The sequence below is a fragment of the Serratia sp. BIGb0163 genome (genome assembly GCF_024809935.1).
GTDB lineage: Bacteria > Pseudomonadota > Gammaproteobacteria > Enterobacterales > Enterobacteriaceae > Serratia > Serratia quinivorans.
This window is the reverse complement of the sequence record NZ_JANUDZ010000003.1, coordinates 146,562-171,783: the sequence shown is the minus strand read 5'-3', so window position 1 is coordinate 171,783 and position 25,222 is coordinate 146,562. Positions and strand designations below refer to the sequence as shown.

General features: G+C 55.5%; 30 protein-coding genes. 15 read left to right on the top strand and 15 right to left on the bottom strand.

All coding sequences use genetic code 11. The annotated features are described in order from the left end of the window. Positions 1-59 precede the first annotated feature (59 nt). The 3 genes from rpsI to zapE all read right to left on the bottom strand — a co-directional run bounded on the left by rpsI (position 60) and on the right by zapE (position 2,303). Entirely contained in the window at positions 60-452 is a 393-nt protein-coding gene (gene rpsI / locus M2406_RS13885) for a 30S ribosomal protein S9 (RefSeq protein ID WP_012147044.1), read from the bottom strand. A gap of 15 nt (positions 453-467) precedes the next feature. Beyond that, positions 468-896: a 50S ribosomal protein L13 gene (gene rplM, locus M2406_RS13880; protein ID WP_012147045.1), complete on the bottom strand. Its 429-nt coding sequence runs from the start codon at positions 894-896 to the stop codon at positions 468-470. 276 nt (positions 897-1,172) lie between these two features. Next, on the bottom strand, positions 1,173-2,303 hold the full coding sequence (gene zapE, locus M2406_RS13875; protein WP_017894135.1) for a cell division protein ZapE: 1,131 nt from the start codon (positions 2,301-2,303) through the stop codon (positions 1,173-1,175). 231 nt (positions 2,304-2,534) lie between these two features. Here zapE and zapG point away from each other — a divergent pair, with 231 nt between their 5' ends. The 3 genes from zapG (at position 2,535) to degS (ending at position 5,657) form a co-directional block, all read left to right on the top strand. Further along, complete coding sequence (gene zapG, locus M2406_RS13870) at positions 2,535-2,936, top strand: Z-ring associated protein ZapG (protein WP_012147047.1); 402 nt, start codon at positions 2,535-2,537, stop codon at positions 2,934-2,936. 195 nt (positions 2,937-3,131) lie between these two features. After that, complete coding sequence (gene degQ, locus M2406_RS13865; RefSeq protein WP_126501836.1) at positions 3,132-4,502, top strand: serine endoprotease DegQ; 1,371 nt, start codon at positions 3,132-3,134, stop codon at positions 4,500-4,502. A 96-nt stretch (positions 4,503-4,598) separates the two neighbouring features. Beyond that, positions 4,599-5,657, top strand: coding sequence for an outer membrane-stress sensor serine endopeptidase DegS (gene degS, locus M2406_RS13860; protein WP_115183666.1), 1,059 nt, complete (start codon positions 4,599-4,601; stop codon positions 5,655-5,657). A 69-nt stretch (positions 5,658-5,726) separates the two neighbouring features. On the opposite strand, the gene murA is transcribed toward degS, so the two are convergent. The 7 genes from murA to mlaF form a co-directional block, all read right to left on the bottom strand. Next, a complete protein-coding gene (murA, locus tag M2406_RS13855) occupies positions 5,727-6,986 on the bottom strand; it encodes a UDP-N-acetylglucosamine 1-carboxyvinyltransferase (RefSeq protein WP_012147050.1) in 1,260 nt (419 codons plus the stop codon). A 55-nt stretch (positions 6,987-7,041) separates the two neighbouring features. After that, positions 7,042-7,296 carry a BolA family iron metabolism protein IbaG gene (gene ibaG, locus M2406_RS13850; protein ID WP_012147051.1) on the bottom strand — a complete coding sequence of 85 codons (255 nt, stop codon included), beginning with the start codon at positions 7,294-7,296 and terminating at the stop codon, positions 7,042-7,044. A 140-nt stretch (positions 7,297-7,436) separates the two neighbouring features. After that, positions 7,437-7,736, bottom strand: coding sequence for a lipid asymmetry maintenance protein MlaB (gene mlaB / locus M2406_RS13845; protein ID WP_012147052.1), 300 nt, complete (start codon positions 7,734-7,736; stop codon positions 7,437-7,439). Beyond that, positions 7,736-8,365 (bottom strand): phospholipid-binding protein MlaC, encoded by a 630-nt coding sequence (mlaC, locus tag M2406_RS13840; protein WP_012147053.1) that lies wholly within the window; start codon positions 8,363-8,365, stop codon positions 7,736-7,738. Before mlaC ends, mlaB begins: the two co-directional genes overlap by 1 nt. Before the next feature lie 14 nt (positions 8,366-8,379). Beyond that, the gene (mlaD, locus tag M2406_RS13835) at positions 8,380-8,931 is read right to left on the bottom strand and encodes an outer membrane lipid asymmetry maintenance protein MlaD (protein ID WP_012147054.1); all 552 of its coding nucleotides are present in this window, start codon (positions 8,929-8,931) and stop codon (positions 8,380-8,382) included. A 4-nt stretch (positions 8,932-8,935) separates the two neighbouring features. Then, positions 8,936-9,718, bottom strand: a complete 783-nt coding sequence (mlaE, locus tag M2406_RS13830; RefSeq protein WP_012147055.1) for a lipid asymmetry maintenance ABC transporter permease subunit MlaE — start codon at positions 9,716-9,718, stop codon at positions 8,936-8,938. Between the two features lie 4 nt (positions 9,719-9,722). After that, positions 9,723-10,538, bottom strand: coding sequence for a phospholipid ABC transporter ATP-binding protein MlaF (mlaF, locus tag M2406_RS13825; RefSeq protein WP_012147056.1), 816 nt, complete (start codon positions 10,536-10,538; stop codon positions 9,723-9,725). A gap of 4 nt (positions 10,539-10,542) precedes the next feature. Between mlaF and M2406_RS13820 the strand changes: the two genes are divergently transcribed. The 12 genes from M2406_RS13820 to npr all read left to right on the top strand — a co-directional run bounded on the left by M2406_RS13820 (position 10,543) and on the right by npr (position 18,888). Then, a complete protein-coding gene (locus tag M2406_RS13820) occupies positions 10,543-10,821 on the top strand; it encodes a hypothetical protein (RefSeq protein ID WP_156779312.1) in 279 nt (92 codons plus the stop codon). Positions 10,822-10,841: 20 nt separating this feature from the next. Beyond that, positions 10,842-11,819, top strand: coding sequence for a calcium/sodium antiporter (locus M2406_RS13815; protein ID WP_017894142.1), 978 nt, complete (start codon positions 10,842-10,844; stop codon positions 11,817-11,819). Positions 11,820-11,839: 20 nt separating this feature from the next. After that, on the top strand, positions 11,840-12,826 hold the full coding sequence (gene kdsD, locus M2406_RS13810; RefSeq protein ID WP_012147058.1) for an arabinose-5-phosphate isomerase KdsD: 987 nt from the start codon (positions 11,840-11,842) through the stop codon (positions 12,824-12,826). A 17-nt stretch (positions 12,827-12,843) separates the two neighbouring features. After that, complete coding sequence (gene kdsC / locus M2406_RS13805) at positions 12,844-13,398, top strand: 3-deoxy-manno-octulosonate-8-phosphatase KdsC (protein WP_017894144.1); 555 nt, start codon at positions 12,844-12,846, stop codon at positions 13,396-13,398. Further along, complete coding sequence (gene lptC, locus M2406_RS13800) at positions 13,395-13,973, top strand: LPS export ABC transporter periplasmic protein LptC (RefSeq protein WP_012147060.1); 579 nt, start codon at positions 13,395-13,397, stop codon at positions 13,971-13,973. The genes kdsC and lptC overlap by 4 nt, the downstream gene beginning before the upstream one ends. After that, positions 13,942-14,481, top strand: a complete 540-nt coding sequence (gene lptA, locus M2406_RS13795; RefSeq protein WP_012147061.1) for a lipopolysaccharide ABC transporter substrate-binding protein LptA — start codon at positions 13,942-13,944, stop codon at positions 14,479-14,481. The genes lptC and lptA overlap by 32 nt, the downstream gene beginning before the upstream one ends. A gap of 6 nt (positions 14,482-14,487) precedes the next feature. Further along, positions 14,488-15,213, top strand: a complete 726-nt coding sequence (gene lptB, locus M2406_RS13790; protein WP_006317106.1) for an LPS export ABC transporter ATP-binding protein — start codon at positions 14,488-14,490, stop codon at positions 15,211-15,213. A gap of 50 nt (positions 15,214-15,263) precedes the next feature. Next, complete coding sequence (gene rpoN, locus M2406_RS13785) at positions 15,264-16,697, top strand: RNA polymerase factor sigma-54 (protein WP_012147062.1); 1,434 nt, start codon at positions 15,264-15,266, stop codon at positions 16,695-16,697. Positions 16,698-16,720: 23 nt separating this feature from the next. After that, complete coding sequence (gene hpf, locus M2406_RS13780; protein ID WP_012147063.1) at positions 16,721-17,008, top strand: ribosome hibernation promoting factor; 288 nt, start codon at positions 16,721-16,723, stop codon at positions 17,006-17,008. A gap of 163 nt (positions 17,009-17,171) precedes the next feature. Continuing rightward, positions 17,172-17,633, top strand: coding sequence for a PTS IIA-like nitrogen regulatory protein PtsN (ptsN, locus tag M2406_RS13775; RefSeq protein WP_012147064.1), 462 nt, complete (start codon positions 17,172-17,174; stop codon positions 17,631-17,633). Between the two features lie 131 nt (positions 17,634-17,764). Next, positions 17,765-18,619 carry an RNase adapter RapZ gene (gene rapZ / locus M2406_RS13770; protein WP_012147065.1) on the top strand — a complete coding sequence of 285 codons (855 nt, stop codon included), beginning with the start codon at positions 17,765-17,767 and terminating at the stop codon, positions 18,617-18,619. Further along, positions 18,616-18,888 carry a PTS phosphocarrier protein NPr gene (gene npr / locus M2406_RS13765; RefSeq protein ID WP_012147066.1) on the top strand — a complete coding sequence of 91 codons (273 nt, stop codon included), beginning with the start codon at positions 18,616-18,618 and terminating at the stop codon, positions 18,886-18,888. Before rapZ ends, npr begins: the two co-directional genes overlap by 4 nt. A 55-nt stretch (positions 18,889-18,943) precedes the next feature. Here the strand turns inward: npr and M2406_RS13760 are convergent, their stop codons facing one another. The 5 genes from M2406_RS13760 to M2406_RS13740 all read right to left on the bottom strand — a co-directional run bounded on the left by M2406_RS13760 (position 18,944) and on the right by M2406_RS13740 (position 25,197). Then, a complete protein-coding gene (locus M2406_RS13760) occupies positions 18,944-20,860 on the bottom strand; it encodes a transcription antiterminator (RefSeq protein WP_017894148.1) in 1,917 nt (638 codons plus the stop codon). Between the two features lie 51 nt (positions 20,861-20,911). Beyond that, entirely contained in the window at positions 20,912-22,126 is a 1,215-nt protein-coding gene (locus M2406_RS13755) for a lactonase family protein (RefSeq protein WP_259190349.1), read from the bottom strand. A gap of 92 nt (positions 22,127-22,218) precedes the next feature. Next, entirely contained in the window at positions 22,219-22,959 is a 741-nt protein-coding gene (locus tag M2406_RS13750; protein WP_017894150.1) for a 2-dehydro-3-deoxy-phosphogluconate aldolase, read from the bottom strand. Next, positions 22,956-24,074 (bottom strand): DgaE family pyridoxal phosphate-dependent ammonia lyase, encoded by a 1,119-nt coding sequence (locus tag M2406_RS13745; RefSeq protein WP_259190348.1) that lies wholly within the window; start codon positions 24,072-24,074, stop codon positions 22,956-22,958. The genes M2406_RS13750 and M2406_RS13745 overlap by 4 nt, the downstream gene beginning before the upstream one ends. Beyond that, a complete protein-coding gene (locus M2406_RS13740; protein WP_259190347.1) occupies positions 24,058-25,197 on the bottom strand; it encodes an amidohydrolase/deacetylase family metallohydrolase in 1,140 nt (379 codons plus the stop codon). The genes M2406_RS13745 and M2406_RS13740 overlap by 17 nt, the downstream gene beginning before the upstream one ends. Positions 25,198-25,222 lie beyond the last annotated feature (25 nt).

The following is a 25,222-nucleotide window of genomic DNA, read 5'->3' as shown; positions in this document are numbered from 1 at the left end:
AAAAACCCGGTGAAGCACCGGGTTTTTGGCGTAAATTCCACTGCCGAGGCAGTAAAAAATTAACGCTTGGAGAACTGCGGACGACGACGTGCTTTACGCAGGCCGACTTTCTTACGTTCAACCTGACGGGCGTCACGAGTAACGAAGCCAGCTTTACGCAATTCACCGCGCAGAGTCTCGTCGTACTCCATCAGTGCACGGGTGATACCGTGACGGATAGCGCCAGCCTGACCAGAGATACCACCACCTTTAACGGTGATGTACAGGTCAAACTTACCAACCATGTCAGTCAGTTCCAACGGTTGACGAACTACCATGCGGGCAGTTTCGCGACCGAAGTACTGTTCCAGACTACGCTGGTTAATTACGATGTTACCACTGCCCGGCTTGATGAAAACGCGAGCGGCGGAGCTTTTGCGGCGACCAGTGCCGTAGTATTGATTTTCAGCCATTGCCTATAATCCCGATTAGATGTCAAGAACTTGCGGTTGCTGTGCCGCGTGAGTGTGCTCGGTGCCCGCGTAAACTTTCAGTTTACGGAACATTGCACGACCCAACGGACCCTTTGGCAGCATGCCTTTAACCGCGATTTCAATCACACGCTCTGGGTTGCGGGCAATCATCTCTTCAAAGGTCGCTTGCTTGATACCACCGACGTAGCCGGTGTGACGGTAATACACTTTGTCTGTACGCTTGTTGCCGGTTACAGCAACTTTTTCTGCGTTCAGAACGATGATGTAGTCACCGGTATCAACGTGCGGGGTGTATTCCGCTTTATGCTTGCCGCGCAGACGACGAGCCAGTTCAGTAGCGAGACGGCCTAAAGTTTTACCATCTGCATCAACAACGTACCAGTCGCGTTTTACGCTCTCTGGTTTAGCTGTAAAAGTTTTCATTAGAAAGCTTACCCAATAATTAGTTACACGTTGGTGAACACCCAAACGCTCGAAAACAGTTGAGGCTCACACGACCATACAAGTCCAGCAAACCTACCCCTTCGAATAGCCATTGCCGGCACTAAAAAGTTTTTGGGAAAAAAACTTTGTTGTAACGTGGGGTCGCAAGATTATAGAGAAGTCGCTCACAAAGATCGAACGCTTTTTGAATAGAAACGCAATTAAACGCCAATGGCAGAAAACCGGGGACGCCAGTGGCCTGGGTCCCCCTGGACGTCACGGCAGATGCGGCAACTTCAGATACTCTTCACTCTGCATTTCTTGCAGCCGCGACAGACAACGCTGGTACTCGAACTTCAACCGCTCACCCTGGTAAATATCGAACATCGACGCTTCGGCAGCGATCACCAGTTTGACGTGACGTTCGTAAAATTCATCGACCAATGCCAGGAAGCGGCGCGCGGTATTTTCCTTCAGCGGCCCCATCACCCGCACATTATACAGGATCACGCTGTGATACAGGCGCGACAGCGCAATATAGTCCAATTGGCTACGCGCCTCTTCGCACAACGTGTGAAAATCGACCGCCAGCACGCCGTCTACCGCGTTGATCGCCTGCAACGGCCGATGATTGATCTGTAATACCGGTGCCGCCTCTCCTGGCTTGCCGGCCAGCTTCACAAACATCCGGTCCATGGTCAGCCGGGTCTGTTCATCAAGCGGCGTCAGGTACAAATGCGCCTGAGTCAAAGTACGCAGGCGATAATCAATGCCGGCGTCAACGTTCATCACGTCACAGAATTCGTTAATCAGATCGATCGCCGGCAGGAAACGCGCCCGCTGCAGGCCGTTGCGGTACAAATCGTTCGGCGGGATATTGGAGGTCGCCACCAGCGTAATGCCACGGGCAAACAGCGCCTGCAACAACGTTGCCAACAACATGGCGTCGGTAATATCGGAAACAAAGAACTCGTCGAAACACAGCACATCGGTCTGTGCCTTGAAACCATCCGCGATGATTTCAAGTGGGTTTTCCTGCCCCTGCAGTTCGGTCAGCTCTTCGTGCACCCGCAGCATAAAACGGTGAAAATGCAGCCGCAGCTTGCGCTCCCCCGGCAGGCTATGGAAGAACATGTCCATCAGCCAGGTTTTGCCGCGTCCCACGCCGCCCCACATATATAAGCCCTGAACCGGACGCTGCTGAGTCGTTTCACTGCTCTTGCCCAGCCAACGATTCAGTTTGCCGCGCAGGCCCGCGGCCGGCGCACTGACAGCGGGCGTCTGCTGCAATAATGCCTGATAGATATGATCCAGTTGAGTCACGGCCTCCATCTGGACTTCATCGGCCTGGTATTCTCCCGCAGCAAGCAGCCGCTGGTAGCGTGATAACGGTGATTGTGCCTGCATCTGTTCGATGTTCCTTCACAACGCTTAGAAATTATTTAGCCCATTTTCGCGGCAACTTTGGGTGGCTTCGCGCCCTTATCGCTACAAATACCCGCTCAGGGCGGCGCTGAAAACCCTGAAGAAATCAGGTCATGGCTCATCAGGATTCCACTCGGACAAGGTTAACGGTTATAGTGGATATTATTAAGTGAAAAATCCCTGCGGAACAACGAAGTCAAAATAGGAGTCATCATGACCTGGGAGTATGCGCTGATTGGTTTGGTGGTCGGTATCGTCATTGGTGCGGTAGCGATGCGTTTTGGTAACCGTAAATTACGTCAACAACAAGTTTTGCAGAACGAGTTGGACAAGAGCAAAACCGATCTTGAAGAGTATCGCCAGGAGCTGGTCGGCCACTTTGCCCGCAGCGCCGAGCTGCTGGACAATATGGCACGCGACTATCGCCAGCTGTATCAGCACATGGCGAAAAGCTCCAACAACCTGCTGCCGGACCTGCCAATGCAGGAAAACCCGTTCCGCTATCGCCTGACCGAAGCCGAAGCGGATAACGATCAGACGCCGGTAGAGATGCCGCGCGACTACTCAGAAGGCGCATCCGGCCTGCTGCGTGGCGAACGTCCGCGCCGCGACTAAACGCTGTTCTTCGCCCGTGGGCCAGTTCCACGGGCTTTTGCTCCCCCATGCTTTTTCTTCCCCACGCCGAGCTATCCTTAAAGCTGGCGCCTGAGTGAACTTTTCACGCAAATTCACGGTCTTACCCTTCACTATGGTAGTGCTGCTGCATTATCATCACCCTTTCACCGGCAGGTATTGAGAGAGTTATCATCAATGAATAAAAAGTCGTTAATTCTTAGTGCATTGGCAATGAGTATTGGCCTCACACTGACCTCCGTACCGGCAGCCAACGCGGCGATGCCTGTCGCCGTGCAGGGGCAGCAGTTGCCAAGCCTGGCGCCGATGTTGGAAAAAGTATTGCCCGCTGTCGTCAGCGTGCATGTGGAAGGCACTCAGGTGCAGCGCCAGCAGGTACCGGAAGAGCTCAAACGCTTCTTCGGCCCCGACGCGCCAGGACAACAGCAAAGCTCACGCCCGTTTGAAGGCTTGGGTTCTGGCGTGATCATCGACGCCGCCAAGGGCTATGTGTTGACCAACAACCACGTGATCAACAATGCCGACAAAATCAGCGTACAGTTGAATGACGGGCGTGAAGTGGATGCCAAGTTGTTGGGACGTGACGAACAGTCCGACATCGCCCTGCTGCAGCTCAGCGATGTGAAAAACCTGACCGCGATAAAAATGGCGGACTCCGATCAACTGCGGGTCGGCGACTTTGCCGTGGCCGTCGGCAACCCATTCGGCCTCGGCCAGACGGCGACTTCCGGTATTATCTCTGCACTGGGTCGTAGCGGTCTGAACCTGGAAGGGTTGGAAAACTTCATTCAGACCGATGCTTCCATCAACCGCGGTAACTCCGGTGGCGCACTGGTTAACCTCAACGGTGAGTTAATCGGTATCAACACCGCCATTTTGGCGCCAAGCGGCGGCAACGTGGGCATCGGCTTTGCCATTCCGAGCAACATGGCGCAGAACCTCAGCCAGCAGTTGATTGAATTTGGCGAAGTGAAACGCGGCCTGCTGGGCATCAAAGGCAGTGAAATGACCGCCGATATGGCCAAGGCGTTTAACACCGACGCCCAACGCGGTGCCTTCGTCAGCGAAGTGTTGCCGAAATCTGCCGCCGCCAAGGCCGGCATCAAAGCCGGTGACATTCTGGTTTCCGTCGACGGCAAGCCCGTCAGCAGCTTCGCCGAACTGCGTGCCAAGGTCGGTACCACCGCGCCGGGCAAAACCATCAAGGTTGGCTTGCTGCGCGACGGTAAGCCGCAGGAAGTTTCCGTCACGCTGGACAACAGCGAAGGCGCCTCCACCAATGCCGAAACGCTTTCTCCGGCTCTGCAGGGCGTGTCACTGAGCAACGGTGCCATTCCAAGTGGTGACAAAGGCGTGAAGATCGATAGAGTCGATAAAGGCTCCGTAGCCGCGCAGATCGGGTTGCAGAAAGACGATGTGATCATTGGCGTCAACCGTCAGCGCGTTGAAAACATCACGACCTTACGCAAGGTGCTGGAAGCCAAGCCACCGGTGATGGCACTGAACATCGTGCGCGGCGGCGAAACCATTTATCTGCTGTTGCGTTAATCGGTAATTTGTTTAAAAACCGGGCCCGGTGACATACTGCGCCCGGTATTCTCATGCTATCCTCCGTGTATCTTTCATCTCACGTACTAAAACTCCATGTTTGCTAAGCTCTTGCGTTCCGTCGTTATTGGTTTAATCGTTGCCGGCCTGCTGCTGGTTGCACTGCCCGTGCTACGTTCTTCCAATGCTCTGTTCGCAGAAAAACATGACAGTACTCTTGACGAAACGCCGGTCAGCTACAACAAAGCGGTGCGCCGCGCCGCGCCCGCCGTGGTGAATATCTACAACCGCAATATGAACGGTTCCGCCAACATACTCTCTCTGGGATCTGGCGTGATCATGAACGAGCGCGGTTATATCCTGACTAATCGCCACGTGATCAAGGATGCACAACAAATTACCGTGGTGGTGCAAGACGGCCGCCGTTACGAAGCATTGTTAGTCGGTTCTGACGGTTTGACCGATCTGGCGGTGCTGAAAATTGATCCGGGCAACCTGCCGGTGATCCCGATAAACACGGCTCGCACCGCGCACGTAGGTGACGTAGTACTGGCGATCGGCAACCCCTTCAATCTCGGTCAGACCGTCACTCAGGGGATCCTCAGCGCTACCGGCCGCATCAGTATGAGCACCACCGGTCGCCAAACCTTCCTGCAGACCGATGCCTCGATTAACCGCGGCAACTCGGGTGGCGCGCTGGTCAACTCGCTGGGCGAGCTAATCGGCATCAATACCCTGACCTACGATAAAATCACCGACGGGGAAACGCCGGAAGGTTTGGGCTTCGCCATTCCCATCGAGCTGGCCACCAAGATTATGGACAAGCTGATCCGCGACGGCCGCGTCATCCGCGGTTATTTCGGTATTCAGGGGAAAGAGATTATTCCTCTGCGTTCGTCCAATTCCGGCATCGATCGCCTGCAGGGCATTATCGTGACCGAAATTACGCCGAACGGGCCGGCTGGTAACGCCGGGTTCCATATCAACGACGTGATCATCAACGTCGACAACAAACCGGCGATTTCGGTGCTGGAGACCATGGACCAGGTGGCGGAGATCCGCCCAGGCACTGAAATTCCGGTGATTGTGTTGCGCGAAGGCAAACGCATCACCTTGAAAATGACCGTGGGCGAATTCCCGGAAGACAGCAATTAAAAAGGGCCCGGCAACGCCGAGCCCTCCAATACTGCATTGCGCCGGGGCATCACCCCGGCATCCAACAGATTACTCGCCTTTCACACGCTCGATATTTGCACCCAGCGCACGCAGCTTGTCTTCAATACGCTCATAGCCACGGTCAATGTGATAGATACGATCGACAACGGTCACGCCGTCGGCGATGCAGCCGGCAATCACCAGGCTGGCTGAAGCGCGCAAATCGGTCGCCATAACCTGAGCACCGGACAGTTGCTCAACGCCGTGACAAATCACGGTGTTGCTCTCGATCTCGGCATGTGCACCCATACGGATCAATTCAGGCACGTGCATAAAGCGGTTTTCAAAGATGGTCTCGGTGATCACACCGGTGCCTTCCGCGACCAGGTTCAGCAAGCTGAACTGAGCCTGCATATCGGTTGGGAACCCCGGGTGCGGTGCGGTGCGAATGGTCACCGCTTTCGGACGTTTGCCGTGCATGTCCAGGCTGATCCAGTCTTCACCTACTTCGATATCCGCACCGGCTTCACGCAGTTTGGCCAGCACGGCATCCAGCGTATCCGGACGGGTATCACGGCACATCACTTTGCCACCGGAAACCGCGGCAGCGATCAGGAAGGTGCCGGTTTCGATACGGTCCGGCAGAACGCGATAAACGCCGCCGCCCAGGCGCTCAACGCCCTCGATGGTGATGCGGTCACTGCCGGCACCGGTGATTTTCGCACCCAGCGTGTTAAGGAAGTTGGCAGTATCGACAATTTCCGGTTCACGTGCGGCGTTCTCAATCACGGTGGTACCGGTCGCCAGGGTGGCGGCGCTCATGATGGTCACGGTAGCGCCAACGCTCACCTTGTCCATAACGATGTGTGCACCCTTCAGGCGGCCGTCAACGGAAGCTTTTACGTAACCTTCTTCCAGTTTGATCTCTGCACCCAGCTGTTCCAGACCCGTAATATGCAGATCAACCGGACGAGCGCCGATCGCACAACCGCCCGGCAGGGAAACCTGACCACGACCAAAACGAGCGACCAGCGGCCCCAAAGCCCAGATAGAAGCACGCATGGTTTTCACCAGGTCATACGGCGCGCAGAATTCGTTCACGCCGCTGGCATCAACGAATACGGAACCGTTACGCTCAATCTTGGTGCCTAACTGGTTGAGTAGCTTAATGGTGGTATCGATGTCCTTCAGCTTCGGGACATTCTGCAGCTCGACCGGCTCTTCCGCTAATAATGCGGCGAACAGGATCGGCAGGGCAGCATTTTTGGCCCCGGAAATAGCAACTTCACCGCTTAGGCGGGTCCGGCCCTGCACACGAAATTTATCCATTTGACTACTCTCTATTATCTAAACTGACGCTGCCCGCCCCGCTGGGCAAACAGCCTTAAAATCCGTTGAGTTTGCGATCTCGCTGCCACTCTTCTGGGGTGTACGCCTTGATCGACAAGGCATGAATTCGGTTGTCCGCAATGTATTCCATCAGCGGTGCATACACCGTCTGTTGTTTCTTGACGCGGCTCATGGCGGCAAACAGCTCGCCGACCACGATCACCTGAAAATGGCTACCGTCACCGGTAACATGTGCTTCATCCAGTGCCAATGCTCGCATCAGCACGTCTTTAATCTCGTTATTTTCCATAGTATCCAGTTCTGCATCAAAAGGATCATAATCAGCCTGACATCTTAGTGGAATCAGACGTTTTCTTAAACTAAAGAAAAAGCCCCTGTGTAACAGGGGCTTTCTGAGGCGAAACCGTCTTTAACCAGCCGAAAGTAGGGCTAACCAGCGGTATCGACAGGCATTATTGCTTGCAGGTTGTACAGCGTGATCAAGGTTTTCAGGCGATCGCTGGCACCAGAAATTTTTAATTCCACGCCGTGCTGACGCTGCTGTTCACGCAGATGTACCAGCAATGCCAGCCCGGAAGAGTCCACACGCTGCAATTGCGTAACGTCGAGGACAGTTATATCCGCCAGCAACGTTTCCCGCTGTTCCCACAGCGGCAACAGAGTTTCCCGATCCAGTTCACCGCGCAGGATCAGAGTCTGCTGCTGCGATTCAAAGCTGAGTGCGGTCATCAGTTTTTCTGATCCAGCGTGATTGGACGCTGCGCCGCCGCCTGCAGTTGTTTGGTCAGGCCGTCAATCCCTTGGGTACGCAAGGTAGATGCCCACTCGTTTTGCTTGGTGGTAATCATGCTGACGCCTTCGGCGATCATGTCATACGCCTGCCAGTAACCGGTCTTGCTGTTTTTGCGCCACTGGAAGTCCAGACGCACCGGCGGGCGACCGCCCTGGTCAATGATGGTCACGCGGATGGCGACGATATCGGCATTATCCAACGGCTTTTCAGGTTCAATCTGGTAAGTCTGGCCGTGGTACATCGCCAACGCCTGGCCGTAGGCCTGTTCCAGGTAGGCCTGGAATGCGGTGAAGTAAGCTTCACGCTGCGCCGGGGTCGCTTCTTTGTAATAACGGCCCAGTACCAGTGCACCGGCGTATTTAACCTGTACAAAAGGCATCAACTCCTGATGCACCACGGAACGCAGGTAGTTGGGATCCTGCTTGATTTTCGGCTGCTCGGTTTTCAGACGGTTAAAGGTCTTTTGAGCCGCGTCCTGCATCAGGCTGTAAGGATTGGTTTGATCGACCGCGTTCGCCAGCGGCGCAACCACCAGCAGGGCAACCATAAGTAAACGTTTAAACATGCAGGCTTCCTCTCTTAATGAATGGGGGCAGCAGGTTGCGGCGCAGTACCGGCAGCCGGGCTGGCAGCCGCGTCTCCCGCTTTATCTGCGTTATCCTGGCCGCCGCTCTTATACAAGAACTGGCCGATCAGATCTTCCAGAACCATGGCTGATTTGGTGTCTTGAATGGTACCACCGTCCTTCAGAATGGTGGTGCCCATATCCGGGTCTTCAAAACCGACGTTCAGTGCCAGATATTGCTCCCCCAGCAGGCCGGAGGTGCGGATCGCCAGTGAGCTGGTATCCGGTATCTGGTTGAATTTATCCTGGATATCCAGGGCAACGCGCGGCGTATAAGTTTTAGGATCGAGAGAGATATTGGCCACTCGACCAATCACCACGCCGCCGATTTTCACCGGTGAACGTGCTTTCAGACCACCGATATTATCGAAGGTCGCGTAAATACGGTATGTAGGTTCGTTACCGATCGACTTAATGTTTGCCACTTGCAGGCACAAAAACACGACGGCGCACAGCGCAATCAGCATAAATGCCCCAACCCAGATTTCACTCTTCTTCGTTTGCATCGAATCAATTCCCAAACATCAGTGCTGTCAGCACGAAATCCAATCCCAACACCGCCAGTGACGAATGTACCACGGTACGGGTCGTTGCCCGGCTAATCCCTTCAGAGGTCGGTACTGCATCATACCCGTTGAAGATGGCAATCCAGGTCACGGTAATGGCAAATACCACGCTCTTGAGCAGGCAGTTGAGCAAGTCTTTTTTCCACTCTACGGCGCCCTGCATCGCCGACCAGAAGAAGCCACCGTCAATGCCCTTCCAATCCACACCGACTATCGAACCGCCCCAGATACCAATTGCGACAAAGATCAGCGTCAACAACGGCATGCTGATCAAACCCGCCCAGAAGCGCGGTGCGACAATACGCCGCAGCGGGTCGACCGCCATCATTTCCAGGCTGGAGATTTGTTCGGTTGCCTTCATCAGGCCAATTTCGGCCGTCAACGCGGAACCGGCACGACCGGCAAACAACAGTGCCGTCACCACCGGGCCCAGTTCACGTAACAGCGACAGCGCCACCATCATGCCCAAGCTGGCTTCGGCACTGTAGGTGGTCAGCACCAAATAGCCCTGTAGCCCCAGTACCATGCCGATAAACAACCCGGAAACCATGATAATCAGCAGTGATTGCACGCCTACACTGTGCATTTGCTTGAGCAGCAACGGCCACTGTTTGCGCGGCTCGGGCCGCCCGACCAGCGCGCCCCACAGCATCAATCCGGCGCGTCCAAAACTGGCGCTGGTGTTGATGCCACGGCGTCCTAACGACGCTAACGCCTGTAATAACATCAGCTTATTTACTCCCTAAACCTAACAACTCGGCCTGATAATCGCCAGCCGGATAACGGAAAGGCACCGGCCCATCGGCAATACCATCCAGGAACTGGCGCACGCGTGCATCAGGATTGTTCTGTAATTCTTGCGCCGTGCCTTCGGCAATCACCCGATGATCGGCAACAATGTACGCGTAGTCGGCGATGCTCAGCACCTCAGGTACATCGTGCGAAACCACAATGCAGGTGATGCCCAGCGCGTGATTGAGCTCATCAATCAGCTTCACCAGCACGCCCATGGTGATCGGATCCTGACCGACGAAAGGCTCGTCGAACATGATCATCTCCGGGTCAAGCGCAATCGCCCGCGCCAGCGCCGCACGCCGCGCCATACCGCCGGACAACTCATTGGGCATCAGCTCGGCCGCGCCACGCAGTCCGACCGCCTCCAGCTTCATCATTACCGTACTGCGCAAAATAGGTTCCGGTAAGCGGCTGTGCTCACGCAGCGGATAAGCCACGTTTTCAAACACCGTCAGATCGGTGAACAGCGCGCCTGACTGGAACAGCATGCTCATTTTCTTACGTGCTTCATACAGCTGATGACGGGACAACGCAGGAATGTCGTCGCCATCAAACCAGATCTCACCGCTGTCCGGTGCCAACTGGCCGCCAATCAGACGCAGCAGCGTCGTTTTACCAATACCGGACGGCCCCATGATCGCCGTCACCTTGCCACGGGGAACCGTCAGGTTGATGTCTTCGAATATTAGTCGATCGCCGCGAGAGAAAGTCATGTCGCGAACTTCGACCAGATTCTCTGCCTTCTGGTGCATGTTAATGGATCCTTTGCGGCTTATTTTTGCCAAATCTACCCGCGATGTTAAAGCAACGGGCGCAATGCGTCTCATCTTTACAAAAACTTACCGGCATTTCGTTACCAATGGTGCCATAGGTTTTACTTTTACGCGCCACCCGGTCAAAATTGGCACCATAACGAAAAAAAACGAAAGTGTTCATATATTAGCCGGGAAATCCCGTTGCTGCGGATTTTGCCTGCGCAACGGAGGGCAAAGCAAGATAGCCGAATTACGGCTTTTAACCAACGAACCGGGATAATTCCCAACAAAGGACCCTGCATGTTTCTCGCGATAGTTTTATTAATCGTTGGTTTATTTTTACTGGTGTATGGCGCAGACCGCTTAGTTTACGGTGCTGCGGTGATTTCTCGTTCACTTGGTGTGCCACCGCTGATTATCGGCATGACCATCGTCGGCATCGGCACTTCGCTGCCGGAACTGTTTGTTTCGACCACCGCCGCGCTGAACGGGCAGATAGATATGGCGGTGGGAAACGTAATTGGTTCCAACATCACCAATATTCTCTTGATCCTCGGCGTTGCCGCGCTGATCCACCCGCTGGCTGCGCGTTCTGAAGTATTGCGACGCGAACTGCCGCTGATGTTGGCGGTCACAGTATTGTGCGGTTTCGTGCTGATGGACGGCACGCTAAGTCGGCTGGATGGCGTGGTGCTGTTGGCCGCCGCCGCCGTCTTCATTCTGCTGATGTTGAAAATTGCCCGGCTGGCACAGCGTGAAGGCAACGACAGCCTGACCGTGGAACAAATGGCCGAGCTGCCGCAGGACAGCAGCAACACCGTGGCGGTGCTGTGGCTGGTGCTGGCGTTTATCATTCTGCCGCTGTCTTCCAAAATGGTGGTCGATAACGCCACGGTGATCGCGCACTTTTTCGGTATGAGTGAGCTGGTGGTCGGCCTGACCCTTATCGCTGTCGGCACCAGCCTGCCGGAGCTGGCGACCTCCATCGCCGGAGCACTAAAGGGTGAGGATGATATGGCGATTGGCAATATCATCGGCTCCAACATTTTCAATACGGTGATAGTGCTGGGTGTCCCCGCCCTGCTGTCCCCTGGCAGTGTCGATGGCGCCGCCTTCCACCGCGATTACTGGGTGATGCTGGCGGTCAGCATTGTGCTCACCGCCTTGTGCGTTGGGCGTAAACATCGCATCGGTCATCTGGCAGGGGCTCTGTTATTATGTGGCTTTATTGCGTATCTTGCGGTGCTGTTTTTTAACCCTTTCAGTACTTTCGGCTAAACCGACGAGCGGGAATGAGTATGTCGAACATTCAGTTGCAACCAGGCTTTGATTTTCAGCAGGCAGGCAAAGAAGTGCTGCAGATTGAGCGTGACGGGCTGGCTCAGCTCGATCAATACATCAATGCAGACTTTACCCGCGCCTGCGAGTTGATCGCCGAATGCACGGGTAAAGTGGTGGTCATGGGCATGGGCAAATCCGGTCATATCGGCTGCAAGATTGCCGCCACCTTCGCCAGCACCGGCACGCCTTCGTTCTTTGTTCACCCTGCGGAAGCCAGCCACGGCGATCTCGGCATGGTGTCTGCGCAGGATATTGTGCTCGCCATCTCCAACTCCGGCGAGTCCAACGAAATCCAGGCGCTGATCCCGGTATTGAAGCGCCAGCAAATCCCGTTGATCTGCATGACCAACAACCCGGAAAGCTCGATGGGCAAAGCGGCGGATATTCACCTGTGCATCAAGGTGCCACAGGAAGCCTGCCCGCTCGGCCTGGCACCGACCACCAGCACCACCGCCACCCTGGTGATGGGCGATGCGCTAGCCGTCGCCCTGCTGAAAGCCCGCGGTTTCACGCCGGAAGATTTTGCGTTGTCACACCCTGGTGGCGCTCTGGGCCGCCGACTGCTGCTGCGCGTGAGTGATATCATGCACAGCGGCGATGAAATTCCCCACGTCAGCGCCGATGCATCGCTGCGCGACGCGCTGCTGGAAATCACCCGCAAAAATCTGGGCATGACGGTCATCTGTGACGATCTGATGAAGATCGCCGGTATCTTTACCGATGGTGACCTGCGCCGGATTTTTGATATGGGTATCAATCTCAACGAGGCCAGGATCGTCGATGTCATGACGCTCGGTGGCGTGCGAGTGCGTCCGAACCTGCTGGCGGTCGACGCGCTGAACCTGATGCAGCAACGTCATATCACCTCAGTGCTGGTTGCCGATGGCGACCAGTTGCTGGGTGTGGTACATATGCATGACATGCTGCGCGCCGGCGTCGTTTAATTATGGAAGAGAACTCAATGAGTCTGGTTGAAACCTGCTACGGGCCTGTAGAACAAGACGTCATGGCGCGCGCCGGTAAAATCCGCCTGCTGATTTGTGATGTCGATGGCGTGCTGTCAGACGGCCTGATTTTCATGGGCAACAACGGTGAAGAACTAAAAGCGTTTAACGTGCGCGACGGTTACGGCATTCGCTGCCTGAAAACCTCGGATATTGAAGTGGCAATTATTACCGGCCGCTCCGCCAAGCTGCTGGAGGACCGCGCAAATACCCTCGGTATTACCCACCTTTATCAGGGGCAATCCGATAAGCTTTTGGCCTTCCGCGAACTGTTGGATACACTGTCGCTAACGGCAGATCAGGTAGCCTATATCGGTGACGATCTGATCGACTGGCCGGTGATGGCCCAGGTTGGCCTGGCAGTCGCGGTAGCAGATGCACATCCTCTGTTGCTGCCACGAGCCCACTATATTACCCGCATTGCCGGCGGCCGCGGTGCGGTGCGCGAGCTGTGTGACATTATTCTTTTGGCTCAGAACAAGCTGGAGGACGCCAAAGGGCTGTCGATATGAGTAAAACCAAACTTTGGATCACCATCCTGCTGGCGGTGATCGCATTGGCGCTGATTGGCTGGAACATGACTGATGTCAATGATGATGCCATGCCGGGACCGGCTAACAGTAAAGACCCGACTTATCAGAGCCAGCACACGGTCACCATAGTGTACAATCCGACCGGCAAGCTGAGCTATAAGCTGGTGGCGGAAGACGTAAAGTACTATGAGGCCGACGAATTAAGCTGGTTTACCCAGCCGGTGATGACGCTGTTTGATGAAAACGCGGTGGCCACCTGGTCAGTTCGCGCCGATCGCGCCAAACTGACTAAAGACCGGATGCTGTATCTTTACGGCCATGTCGAGGTGAACAGCCTGACCACCACCTCACAGCTGGAAAAAATTAAAACAGACAATGCTCAGGTGAACCTGGTGACCCAGGATGTGGCTTCGGATGACGAAGTGACGCTCTATGGGACGAACTTCACCTCTAACGGCATGAAAATGCGTGGGAACCTGCGGGCCAAAACCGCTGAGCTGATTGATAAGGTTAAGACCAACTATGAAATTCAGAACCAACAAACCAAGCCGTAATCTGTTGATCGGCAGCTTGATTTTGGCCGCCAGCGCACCCGCCTGGGCGCTGAAGTCCGACTCCAGCCAACCGGTAAGCATTGACTCACTGAAACAGTCTCTGGATATGCAGAGCAACGTCAGCACCTTTACCGATAACGTGGTGATCAAGCAAGGCACTATCGATATCAAGGCAGACAAGGTTGTGGTGACCCGCCCAGGCGGCGATCAGAATAAAACCTATATCGAAGCCTTTGGCAATCCGGTGACCTTCTATCAGATGCAAGACAGCGGCAAGCCGGTGAAAGGCCACGCGCAGAAGGTCCGTTACGATGTGGCGTCGCAGTTGGTGACCCTGACCGGGAACGCCTATCTGGAACAGCTCGACAGCAACGTAAAAGGCGATCGCATCACCTATCTGGTGCAACAGCAGCAAATGCAGGCGTTTAGCGACAAAGGCAAACGCGTGACTACGGTTCTGGTACCGTCGCAGTTGCAAGACAAAAACGGGCAAAAGAAGAGTAACTAATCACTTATGGCTACACTCATCGCAGAAAACCTGGCGAAAGCCTACAAGGGCCGCAAAGTTGTTGAAGACGTCAGCCTGAAAGTGAAATCCGGCGAGATCGTCGGCCTGCTGGGGCCAAACGGCGCCGGCAAGACCACCACCTTCTACATGGTGGTGGGTATCGTTCAGCGTGATGCCGGGCGTATCGTGATTGACGAAGAAGACATCAGCCTGCTGCCGCTGCACGCCCGTGCGCGCCGTGGCATCGGTTATTTGCCGCAGGAAGCCTCCATCTTCCGCCGCCTCAGCGTGTATGACAACCTGATGGCCGTGCTGGAGATCCGTGAAGATCTCAGCAGCGAGCAGCGAGCAGACCGTGCGGTAGAGCTGATGGAAGAATTCCATATCTCCCACCTGCGCGACAACCTGGGCCAGGCGCTGTCCGGTGGTGAACGCCGCCGCGTCGAGATCGCCCGTGCGCTGGCGGCGAATCCGAAATTCATCCTGCTGGATGAACCGTTCGCCGGGGTTGACCCGATTTCCGTTATCGACATTAAAAAAATTATCGAGCACTTGCGTGACAGCGGCCTGGGCGTGCTGATCACCGACCATAACGTGCGCGAAACGCTGGACGTGTGTGAACGCGCCTATATCGTCAGCCAGGGCAAACTGATTGCCCACGGCACGCCGGATGCTATTCTGGCCGATGAGCAGGTGAAACGCGTTTATCTGGGCGAAGAATTCCGCCTCTGAGTGCCAGCGCGTCCTGATGGACGACTGTTAACGGAAGTAGACTGAAGATTATGAAGCAAGGTTTGCAACTCAGGTTTAGCCAACAACTGGCCATGACCCCCCAGCTCCAGCAGGCTATCCGCCTGCTGCAGTTGTCCACGCTTGAGCTCCAGCAGGAGATACAGCTGGCGTTAGAGAGCAACCCATTGCTTGAACAGAGCGACCTGCACGAAGAAGTCGACGCCAAAGAAACTGTCGAAACCGAAGGTTTGGATACCCGCGAGGCGTTGGAACAAAAGGACATGCCCGAAGAGCTGCCGCTCGACGCCACCTGGGACGAAATCTATACCGCCGGTACGCCGTCCGGTACCCGCACCGATTACAGTGACGATGAGCTACCGGTTTATCAGGGCGAGACCACCCAGACCCTGCAGGATTACCTGATGTGGCAAGTGGATCTGACGCCGTTTTCTGATACCGATGCCGCTATTGCCACCTCAATCGTCGACGCCGTTGACGACACCGGCTATCTCACCGTGCCGCTGGAAGACATTCTGGAGAGTCTGGGTGACGATAATGTGACAATGGACGAAGTCGAAGCGGTATTGAAGCGCGTACAGCGTTTTGATCCGGTTGGCGTCGCCGCGCGCGACCTGCGCGATTGTCTGCTGGTTCAGCTTTCCCAGTACGCTAAAGACACGCCCTATCTGGCTGAGGCACGCCTGATCATCAGCGAGCATCTGGACCTGCTGGCTAACCACGACTTTCGCAGCCTGATGCGAACAACGCGCTCAAAAGAAGATACACTGAAAGAAGCGATGTTGCTGATCCAGTCATTGGATCCCCGTCCGGGTCAGTCGATCAACACCGGCGAATCCGAGTATGTGATCCCGGACGTGCTGGTGCGCAAAGTGCAGGATGTCTGGACGGTCGAGCTCAATAGCGACAGCATTCCACGCTTGAAGATCAACCAGCAGTACGCCGCGATGGGCAATAGCGCACGTAACGACAGTGACGGGCAGTACATCCGCAGCAATTTGCAGGAAGCGAAATGGCTGATCAAAAGTCTGGAAAGCCGAAACGACACTCTGCTGAAAGTTTCGCGCTGCATCGTCGAGCAGCAACAGGCGTTCTTTGAACAGGGCACAGAATTTATGAAGCCCATGGTGCTGGCAGATATTGCCCAGGCCGTGGAGATGCATGAATCGACAATTTCACGCGTGACCACGCAGAAGTTTTTGCACAGTCCGCGCGGCATTTTCGAATTGAAATATTTCTTCTCCAGCCATGTGAATACCGACAGCGGGGGCGAAGCCTCCTCTACGGCGATCCGGGCAGTGGTCAAGAAAATGATCGCGGCGGAAAACCCCGCCAAACCGCTCAGCGACAGCAAGCTGGCCACCCTGCTCTCCGACCAGGGGATCATCGTGGCGCGGCGTACCGTCGCCAAGTACCGAGAGTCTTTGTCCATCCCGCCGTCCAACCAGCGTAAACAGTTGGTTTGACCTCTATTGAGAAGGAAGACATTATGCAGCTCAACATTACCGGACACCACATCGAAATCACCGAACCTTTGCGCGAGTTCGTGAACACCAAGTTCGCCAAACTCGAACAGTATTTTGATCGCATAAATCAGGTGTATGTCGTACTTAGTGTGGAAAAAGTGCAGCAGATTGCGGAAGCGACGGTGCACGTGAATGGAGGCGAGTTGCACGCCACCTCGGAAGACGAGAACATGTATGCTGCAATTGATAGCCTGATCGACAAACTGGCACGTCAATTGAACAAACATAAAGACAAACTGAAACAACACTGACATTCTGGGCCGTTTCCGTCAGCGGGTACGGCTCAAACGTAGCCTCGGCCATCGGCGCGTTACCTGTATGGGTATCGCGCCGATAAGCCATCAAGGGTTAAACAAGGCGAAAAATCACCTCACAAGCCTCCTGCTTGCTGGTGTGGTTTTAAGTGAAGATGAGATGAACAACGAAACAATGCAATTAAGCTCGGTGTTAAACATCGAGTGCACCAGAAGCTCCGTCCATTGCACCAGCAAGAAACGGGCTTTGGAAATTATCAGCGAACTGGCCGCAAAACAGCTCAACCTGTCATCACAGGTAGTGTTTGACGCGGTTCTCACCCGCGAGCGCATGGGCAGTACCGGTATCGGCAATGGTATCGCTATTCCCCACGGCAAACTGGAAGAGGACACACTGCGGGCCGTTGGCGTGTTTATCCGTCTCGACCAACCTATCGCCTTTGACGCCATTGATAACCAGCCGGTCGATCTGCTGTTTGCCTTACTGGTACCTGCCGACCAATGTAAAACCCATTTGCATACTCTGTCGCTGGTCGCCAAACGCCTGGCCGACAAAACCGTATGCCGCCGCCTGCGTGCGGCGCAAAGTGACGAAGAGCTTTACCAAATCATCACCGAGTAACGCCCGGCTGGCGTGACTTCCAGCCCGGATAACGATACTGTTTAGCCACGATGGATCCCGGTTCGGACAGGGATCCTAAAGTTTCTAACGGTGGCGATAAACGCCACTGAGATGCCAGGGGGAGTTGCCACATGGTGCTGATGATTGTCAGCGGCCGTTCCGGTTCAGGGAAATCCGTCGCCTTACGGGCGCTGGAAGACATGGGTTTTTACTGCGTTGATAACCTGCCCGTGGTACTGCTGCCGCAGCTTGCCAATACGCTGGCGGAACGCAATAGCTCCGCTGCGGTAAGCATCGACGTACGTAACATGCCGGAATCGCCGGAAGTGTTTGAATATGCGATGACTCAACTGCCGGACAGTTTTTCGCCGCAGTTGCTGTTCCTCGATGCCGACCGTAATACGCTGATTCGCCGCTACAGTGATACTCGCCGTCTGCACCCGCTATCGAGCAAGAACCTGTCGCTGGAAAGCGCCATAGATGAAGAGAGCGACCTGCTTGAGCCACTGCGCTCCAGGGCCGATCTGATCATCGATACCTCAGAAATGTCAGTGCATGAACTGGCCGAAATGCTGCGTACCCGCCTGTTGGGCAAACGCGAGCGCGAACTGACCATGGTGTTCGAATCCTTTGGTTTCAAGCACGGTATTCCAATCGACGCCGATTACGTGTTTGACGTGCGCTTCCTGCCTAACCCGCACTGGGATCCGAAACTGCGCCCAATGACCGGTCTGGATAAACCCGTCGCCTCGTTCCTCGATCGCCACACCGAAGTGCACAACTTTATCTACCAGACCCGCAGCTATCTCGAACAGTGGTTGCCGATGCTGGAAACCAACAACCGCAGCTACCTGACGGTCGCCATTGGCTGTACCGGCGGTAAGCACCGTTCAGTCTACGTAGCAGAACAGCTGGCCGACTACTTCCGCTCACGCGGCAAAAACGTGCAGTCACGCCACCGCACGCTGGAAAAACGCAAACAATGACGGTCAAACAAACGGTTGAAATCAAAAACAAGCTGGGGATGCACGCGCGCCCGGCGATGAAGCTGTTTGAGCTGGTGCAGAGCTTTGATGCCGAGGTGATGCTACGCAACGACAGTGGCACCGAGGCCGAAGCCAGCAGCGTGATTGCGCTGCTGATGCTGGACTCCGCGCAGGGCCGTCATATCGAAGTGGAAGCCACCGGCCCGGATGAAGCCAAGGCACTGGCGGCGGTAATTGAGTTGATCAATTCCGGTTTTGACGAAGACTAAAGAGTCAGGTGCGCTACATGCAGCGCACCTACTTTACAACACATCATTCCTGCAGCTAGATCCGGCTTAAACAGTCCAGCGCCACCGCCTTGAAGCTGTCGAAATTATCACTGCCCAACAGGCGACTCATCGAACGTTCGCGCACAAAGGTGACGAACAGATCGTAGATTGCCATCGCCTCTTCGTAATCGCTCTTGCTGATCGCCAGCAGGAAAATCACGTGGGCAATTTCACCTTCACCCCAGGCCACCCCTTGCGGCGCCAGCAGCGTCACCACGACGGTTTTTTTCGCCAGCAACCCCAGCGAGTGCGGCAGCGCGATCCCTTCACCCAGCAGGGTAGAAACAATCGCCTCGCGCTCGACCACTGAAGGGTAAAAATCTTCGCCAACATAGCCTTCTTGCTCAAGCTGACGGCACACCTGCTGGAATAATTCCGCCTGGGTCAGCGGTTCATTGACCAACATAAAATGCTCAGCGTCGAAGAACTTCTCCAGCATATAGGGCTTGGTACGATCCACCAGCACCAGTTTGCCGAGCTGTTCGAGCTGGTATTCGGTCGGGAACGGCGACATCACCACCACCGGCTTGTTCTTTTCGCTAACCCGCGCATTGGAAATAACGAAGTCTTCGTCGATATGGCTGAGCACCTCGTAATCTCGCAGTGAAACGATGCGCGTCATCACCAGTTGCGGGTATTTGCGTGCGATCTGCGCCTGGATCATCCGCACCGTCGAGTTACCGGTATCGCACACCAGCATCACCTGCGGGTGTCGCTCATAGCCGATGTTGTAATGCCGCTCCAGCCCAACGCCAATGTGCAGTACCAGATAACCGATCTCGTTTTCACTCAGGGTGTAGGGCGTATATTTCCCCCAGCTGGAGACCGCGGCCAGCGTCACGTCATAGGCCATCGGGTAGTGCTGTTTAATGTTCGCCAGCAGCGGGTTGGGGATATTAATCTGGTATTTCACCCGGGTGATCATGGTCTTGATATGGGTCAGCAGATCGGCACGCAGCTGCTTGTCACCCTGCAGATTGTAGTTATAGTGCGCGTTGATATACGACAAAATGTAATCCACCAGCGCTTCTTCATCATCGGCGTTGATCTCGGTAGGTTGCACCTCCTGCACCCGCCGCGCAGCAATGTTCACCCGCAGGTAGGCCTCTTCTGCTATCGATATCTCTTTGCCACTGGCTTTACGCAGTTCCCCGGCCAGCCAGGTCGAGACCTTGCGCACCGCGTCATCCCCGTCCTCAACGTCAAAGTCCGGCAGCGGATAACCATCGGTAATGCGTTGCAGCGCGACTGCACAATAGAAAATCAGATACTGCTCACCTTCGTCCGTCAAACGAATGGCATATTGCGACAGCAACGGATGCAGCAAACCGGCAAAGGTCGTCACCTGCGGTTGACGCAGGATCTCATTGTTGAGCAGCGGATTTTCGGCATCGGCCAGATGCAGCTGGAATAACAGATCGGTCAGACAGGCGCGGATCGCCATCTCCGAACCAAACAGCTTCATGCCGTAGCGCGGTTTGGTTTCAATGGTCAATTGGTAGTGCGCCAGACGCTCTCTTACCTCAGCCATGTCGTTTTGCAGCGTGCCACGGCTGACAAACCATTCATCGGCTAAATCTTCAAGCTTCAGAGAAAAGGCTGAGGTCAGAAAACGAATCAGCAAATAGTGCACCCGTTCCTGCGCGCTGCGTGGCGTGGCGTGTTTTTTACGTTCCTGATGTTGCAGGGCGCTAAACAGTACGGCGTCATCGACCTGCAGGCGATAACCCGCCCCACGGCTATGCACAAAGTGGGCACCATAGTTTTCCAGAATATCGTTCAGCGCGGTGATGTCGGCGCGCACGGTTCGGGTGGACACGGCGAAGCGCTTCGCCAGCTCTTCCTGTGGCAAAGTCTCTGACTGCAAAGCATCAAACAGATAGGCCAAACGCGGGTAGGGAAATCGCACCATTCTCTTTCCGTCAATTAAGGTGCCCGCCTGGGGAATCAGGCGGGCAACGGGTTACTTCGCCACCGGCAAGAACACCATTTGCGAGGGGCTGCCCACCGGCGTATAGCCTTCAACAAAGCTGAGTTTGCCGCTGGCCTTATCCACGCCAAAGCGGGTGACGTTATCGCTGCGTTGGTTCATGGCATACAGATAACGCCCGTCCGGGCTTAGCGTCAGGGAGCGTGGATAATCGCCGCGCGTCCAGGTTTCCGCCACCGCGTGCAACTCGCCATCGCTACCGACGCTGAACTGCGCGATGCTGTTATGTAGCCGGTTGGCAACATACAGATTTTTGCCGTCCGCGCTCAGAACCAGCCCGGCGGCAAAGTTGGTACCCTTATAATCGGCAGGCAACGAAGAAACGACATGTAACTGTTTCAATGTCCCTTTTTGGCTGTCGAAACGGTAGCTGGTCAGCGTCGAGGCCTCTTCATTCACCAGCAGTACAGTTTTGCCGTCCGGATGGAAGACAAAGTGACGTGGGCCGGCACCCGCAGAAGATGCGGCAATCCACGGCGGATCGTTCGGCGTCAGTTGACCACTGGCATCGTCAAAGCGCCACTGGTAGATCCGATCCAGCCCCAGATCGGTAGAAAACACAAACTTGCCGCTCGGATCGCTGGCGATCATATGCGCATGCGGCCCATTGTGATCGCTGATGGCAAAACTGCCCTCTACCGCGCCTTCCGGCTTGCCGGCACCTGCAGGCCCTTGCTGTTGCTGCACCGAGCTGGCGTTGCCCAGTTTACCGTCACTCTCCAGCGGGAAGGCCGCCACGGTGCCACTGACGTAGTTCGCTAACAGCAGATAACGGCCATTGGGCGTCGGATAAAGATAAACTGGCCCTGCGCCTTGTGAATCGACCTGATTAAGCTGCGTCAGGCTGCCATCGGACGGATTGATATGGTAGGCAATAATGCCGCCGTGCCTGGTGCCGTTAAAATCCGCCACTTCACTGGCGACATACAGCGTCTGGCCTTTGGCATCCACGGTAAGCTGTGCCGGATTGGCCTGCTTGCTGACCAGCGTTCTGGCGCTTAACGCACCGCTGGCCGAGTCAACCTGCACCCGGTAAACGCCTTCACCGTTGGGATTGTAAGTACCGATATAAGCAAAATGAGATGACGTAGATTTCATTGCATCCTCAGCATGCAGCACCGGGCTGGTCATCGCCAGTAACGCCAGAGTTAACGCGGTGCGTAGGGTTGGTGACTGCCAGTTTCGCATAGTTATCCTTATGATAGATAGCGGCGCGGAATGCCCGCGCCTGTGAATACAAAGCCTGTCGCCTCCCTGCCTTACGTCATCCGATAATGCGTTTACCCGACCAGTTTTTTGGTGATGGCCAGCAGGGTTTTAACGTCCTGCGGGCGAGTGTTGCCCGTGGCGGAATCGATGATGGAGCTGTAGATATGTGGGATCACCCGCTTCACACCCGCAGCCAGTGCGATCTCGACGATCGGCTCGAAGTTTTCCAGATCGATGCCGCCGGTCGGCTCCAGCATAAAGTCATGTTCGGCGCAGGCCTGGGCCACATACTGGTATTCTTCTTTGCATGCCAGCCCGCCCATCGGGAAATACTTGATTGAGCTGCCGCCCATATCTTTTAACAGGGCAATGGCGGTTTCTACCGGCACAATGCCGTCCGGTGCCGCAGCACTCAGCGGGCCGGTTGAGATTTTCACCCAGCCAACGCGGCCGGTAGGCGACACCAGGCCATTGACCACGCTGTCATTCTGGCCCAGCAGCGCGCGGCTGGCACCGACACCGGTAAACACCTGGTTTACGTGCTGCGGTTGCACCTGTTGAGAAATCAGGCTGACCATCGCCGATTGTTTCGGATCCCCCGCGCCCAGCCCCACCGACAGCGCATTTTCAATCAGCCGCGCATAGCGCTGCATGTCTGCCACCGCACTGTCGACGTCCGGGTAGTTCTTGGACAGAACGCCCACCAGCACATGCCCTTCCGCCGCCGAATAAATATCCTGCGCATTGTCTTTCGAACCGGCCAATACGTTGAGGCACACGCGATCGCGATAGTAGTTGGGTTGCAGCTTCATGCTTGTTTCTCCGTGAACAGATTTTTAATACAGGTGAAGACGGTCATCAGCTGTTGCTGATCAACGCTGCGTACATCCACTTCAATCTTGCCTTCGTTAGCCTTATAGCCACGGAAGTAGATGGCGATAGCGCCGGTTTTCAGCGCCTGCACGATGTCGTAGGTCGAACGCCCGAGTACCGCTTCGTCAAAGGTGATCTCTGCCCGTGCAATATCACGGCCGGCACTGTCCCAGACGGTTTTGGCGCTGATGCCGGTCAGGGTGTTCAGGCTATCGATAAACGACGTCATTCTTTCCACCATTTGCTGACCGGTGGTTTTCTCCAACGTCAGATAGCTTTCGATCGCCTGCGTCAGGCCGAGGATGCCCTCTTTACCTACTTTCATCGCCCGGCCGATGCCGCCGGATTGCAGCTTCACCCACTCAACATATTGCTTCTTGCCGATCACCAAACCGCTGGTTGGGCCTTCAATGGCTTTGGCACCGCTGTAAATCACCAGGTCGGCCCCCATCTGGTAGTAGCACAGCAGATCTTCTTCCGCGGCGGCATCGACGATCAGCGGCAGGTTATGTTTACGTGCCACCACCACCGCCTGTTCAACGGAAAGAATGCTTTTCTGCACGCAGTGGTGCGACTTGATATAGAGAATGGCGGCAGTCTGCGGCGTGATGCAGGCTTCGAGCTGCTCGGCAGAGCACTCGTTGGCATAACCCGCCTCGACTACTTTGCCGCCACCCAGCGCGACCATGGTGTCGACCGGCGCGCCGAAGTTGACGTTATGGCCACGCGGCAACACGATTTCCCGCGGTACGGTAATCGGCGCAGAGTGCAAATTCACCAGCAGGTTGGCGTTGTCTTTGACGATCAATGCCGCTACCGACTGGGCGATACCTGCCGAGGCGCAGGAAACGATCACCGCATCTTCGACATTCAACAGATTGGCGATATAGGCACCGGTCTTGTCGACCAGATCCTTGATTTCAAAATAGTGATTCAGGCCGTAGTCAACCGCGTCAATGACGTCCTGACGCGGTGTCGACACGCCAAGCATGGTCATGCGACCTGAAGTATTAATGACTTGTTTTAAATTATATTTTTCATAAATCGAAGACATGAGCGGCTTTCCCTTCATCGGTTAATAAGATTTCCCCGGCCACCACCGCGGCCAGCGGAACCAGCAACTGTTGGCCGGCTGCCGATTGCCCTTCTGAATCGGCAAACACCTGCGGCCCCTGGCGGAGATCAAACAGGGTGAAATCGGCGTCGCAACCCACTTCGAGCCGGCCCTTGTTGACCAGACGTAGGGCCGACGCGGCATTCTCAGTCACGCAGGCAATCACCTGCGGCAGCGACAGCCCGATGCCGAAGAATTTGGACATTACCGTCGCCAGGCTGTGTACCGGCCCGGCCATGCGGTTACGGCAGTAAATATCGGAACTGATGGTATGCGGCAAAAAGCCCAGCGCAATCGCCTGCCGGGCGACCTCAAAGCTGAAGCTGGCGGTGCCATGGCCAACGTCGAGCAACACGCCGCGCTGCAACGCACGCTGGATAGACTCGCGCAGCGTGCCGGCCGGGGTCAGGATGCGGTTTGGCTTGCCGTTATAGCAGTGGGTGATGATATCGCCACGGGTCAGCAGATCGGCGATCTCATCGAGATCCGGCGGGTTATTGCCGATATGCACCATCAGCGGCAACAGGCTATTTTCCTGCTGGATCTCTTTGGCGAGCACCAGCGGCCGGGTGCCGTTCTGGCCGACCACGCTGCTGCTCATGCGCGCCTTGATGCCGATGACAAAACCGGCATGTTTGTCGATCGCCTGGCTGACTTTCTGCTTGTCGATATCGGTCAGATCTGCCAGTTCATTCTGTCGCAGCAGACCGATACGCGAAATATTCAGGAAGGCAAAAACGTTGGTTTTGGCACGGCGCGTCAGTGCATAAAACGTATCGACATCGTCAGTGCCGGTGCTACCGGCGTCGACCACCGTGGTGACGCCACAGGCGGTGCCAACCAGATCCGGCTCGTCATGGTAAATCGGCGAAGAGGGGTAACAATGCACGTGGGAGTCAATCCAGCCGGCGCTCAGGTGGTGATTGCCCGCCAGATCCCATTGCCGATGAGCGCGAATGTCTTCAGCCAGTTGCCCGACCGCGGCAATCTTGCCGTCCAGAACCGCCAAATCGACCAGTCGGTCATCCGCCAGTCTGGCGCGTCTGATTACTAAGTCATACATACTGCATCACTCCTTTTCAAGCAGG

Bases quoted from the DNA above. Each gene is read 5' to 3' on its own strand.
- mlaC (WP_012147053.1), bottom strand. From the start codon at position 8,365: ATGTTTAAACGTTTACTTATGGTTGCCCTGCTGGTGGTTGCGCCGCTG.
- M2406_RS13755 (WP_259190349.1), bottom strand. From the start codon at position 22,126: ATGCGAAACTGGCAGTCACCAACCCTACGCACCGCGTTAACTCTGGCG.
- M2406_RS13820 (WP_156779312.1), top strand. From the start codon at position 10,543: ATGGATCCTTTGCGGCTTATTTTTGCCAAATCTACCCGCGATGTTAAA.
- rpoN (WP_012147062.1), top strand. From the start codon at position 15,264: ATGAAGCAAGGTTTGCAACTCAGGTTTAGCCAACAACTGGCCATGACC.
- lptB (WP_006317106.1), top strand. From the start codon at position 14,488: ATGGCTACACTCATCGCAGAAAACCTGGCGAAAGCCTACAAGGGCCGC.
- murA (WP_012147050.1), bottom strand. From the start codon at position 6,986: ATGGATAAATTTCGTGTGCAGGGCCGGACCCGCCTAAGCGGTGAAGTT.
- degQ (WP_126501836.1), top strand. From the start codon at position 3,132: ATGAATAAAAAGTCGTTAATTCTTAGTGCATTGGCAATGAGTATTGGC.
- lptC (WP_012147060.1), top strand. From the start codon at position 13,395: ATGAGTAAAACCAAACTTTGGATCACCATCCTGCTGGCGGTGATCGCA.
- rpsI (WP_012147044.1), bottom strand. From the start codon at position 452: ATGGCTGAAAATCAATACTACGGCACTGGTCGCCGCAAAAGCTCCGCC.
- degS (WP_115183666.1), top strand. From the start codon at position 4,599: ATGTTTGCTAAGCTCTTGCGTTCCGTCGTTATTGGTTTAATCGTTGCC.
- rplM (WP_012147045.1), bottom strand. From the start codon at position 896: ATGAAAACTTTTACAGCTAAACCAGAGAGCGTAAAACGCGACTGGTAC.
- mlaE (WP_012147055.1), bottom strand. From the start codon at position 9,718: ATGTTATTACAGGCGTTAGCGTCGTTAGGACGCCGTGGCATCAACACC.
- ptsN (WP_012147064.1), top strand. From the start codon at position 17,172: ATGAACAACGAAACAATGCAATTAAGCTCGGTGTTAAACATCGAGTGC.
- M2406_RS13815 (WP_017894142.1), top strand. From the start codon at position 10,842: ATGTTTCTCGCGATAGTTTTATTAATCGTTGGTTTATTTTTACTGGTG.
- zapG (WP_012147047.1), top strand. From the start codon at position 2,535: ATGACCTGGGAGTATGCGCTGATTGGTTTGGTGGTCGGTATCGTCATT.
- mlaD (WP_012147054.1), bottom strand. From the start codon at position 8,931: ATGCAAACGAAGAAGAGTGAAATCTGGGTTGGGGCATTTATGCTGATT.
- M2406_RS13740 (WP_259190347.1), bottom strand. From the start codon at position 25,197: ATGTATGACTTAGTAATCAGACGCGCCAGACTGGCGGATGACCGACTG.
- lptA (WP_012147061.1), top strand. From the start codon at position 13,942: ATGAAATTCAGAACCAACAAACCAAGCCGTAATCTGTTGATCGGCAGC.
- npr (WP_012147066.1), top strand. From the start codon at position 18,616: ATGACGGTCAAACAAACGGTTGAAATCAAAAACAAGCTGGGGATGCAC.
- kdsC (WP_017894144.1), top strand. From the start codon at position 12,844: ATGAGTCTGGTTGAAACCTGCTACGGGCCTGTAGAACAAGACGTCATG.
- M2406_RS13760 (WP_017894148.1), bottom strand. From the start codon at position 20,860: ATGGTGCGATTTCCCTACCCGCGTTTGGCCTATCTGTTTGATGCTTTG.
- rapZ (WP_012147065.1), top strand. From the start codon at position 17,765: ATGGTGCTGATGATTGTCAGCGGCCGTTCCGGTTCAGGGAAATCCGTC.
- mlaF (WP_012147056.1), bottom strand. From the start codon at position 10,538: ATGCACCAGAAGGCAGAGAATCTGGTCGAAGTTCGCGACATGACTTTC.
- mlaB (WP_012147052.1), bottom strand. From the start codon at position 7,736: ATGACCGCACTCAGCTTTGAATCGCAGCAGCAGACTCTGATCCTGCGC.
- zapE (WP_017894135.1), bottom strand. From the start codon at position 2,303: ATGCAGGCACAATCACCGTTATCACGCTACCAGCGGCTGCTTGCTGCG.
- hpf (WP_012147063.1), top strand. From the start codon at position 16,721: ATGCAGCTCAACATTACCGGACACCACATCGAAATCACCGAACCTTTG.
- kdsD (WP_012147058.1), top strand. From the start codon at position 11,840: ATGTCGAACATTCAGTTGCAACCAGGCTTTGATTTTCAGCAGGCAGGC.
- ibaG (WP_012147051.1), bottom strand. From the start codon at position 7,296: ATGGAAAATAACGAGATTAAAGACGTGCTGATGCGAGCATTGGCACTG.
- M2406_RS13745 (WP_259190348.1), bottom strand. From the start codon at position 24,074: ATGTCTTCGATTTATGAAAAATATAATTTAAAACAAGTCATTAATACT.
- M2406_RS13750 (WP_017894150.1), bottom strand. From the start codon at position 22,959: ATGAAGCTGCAACCCAACTACTATCGCGATCGCGTGTGCCTCAACGTA.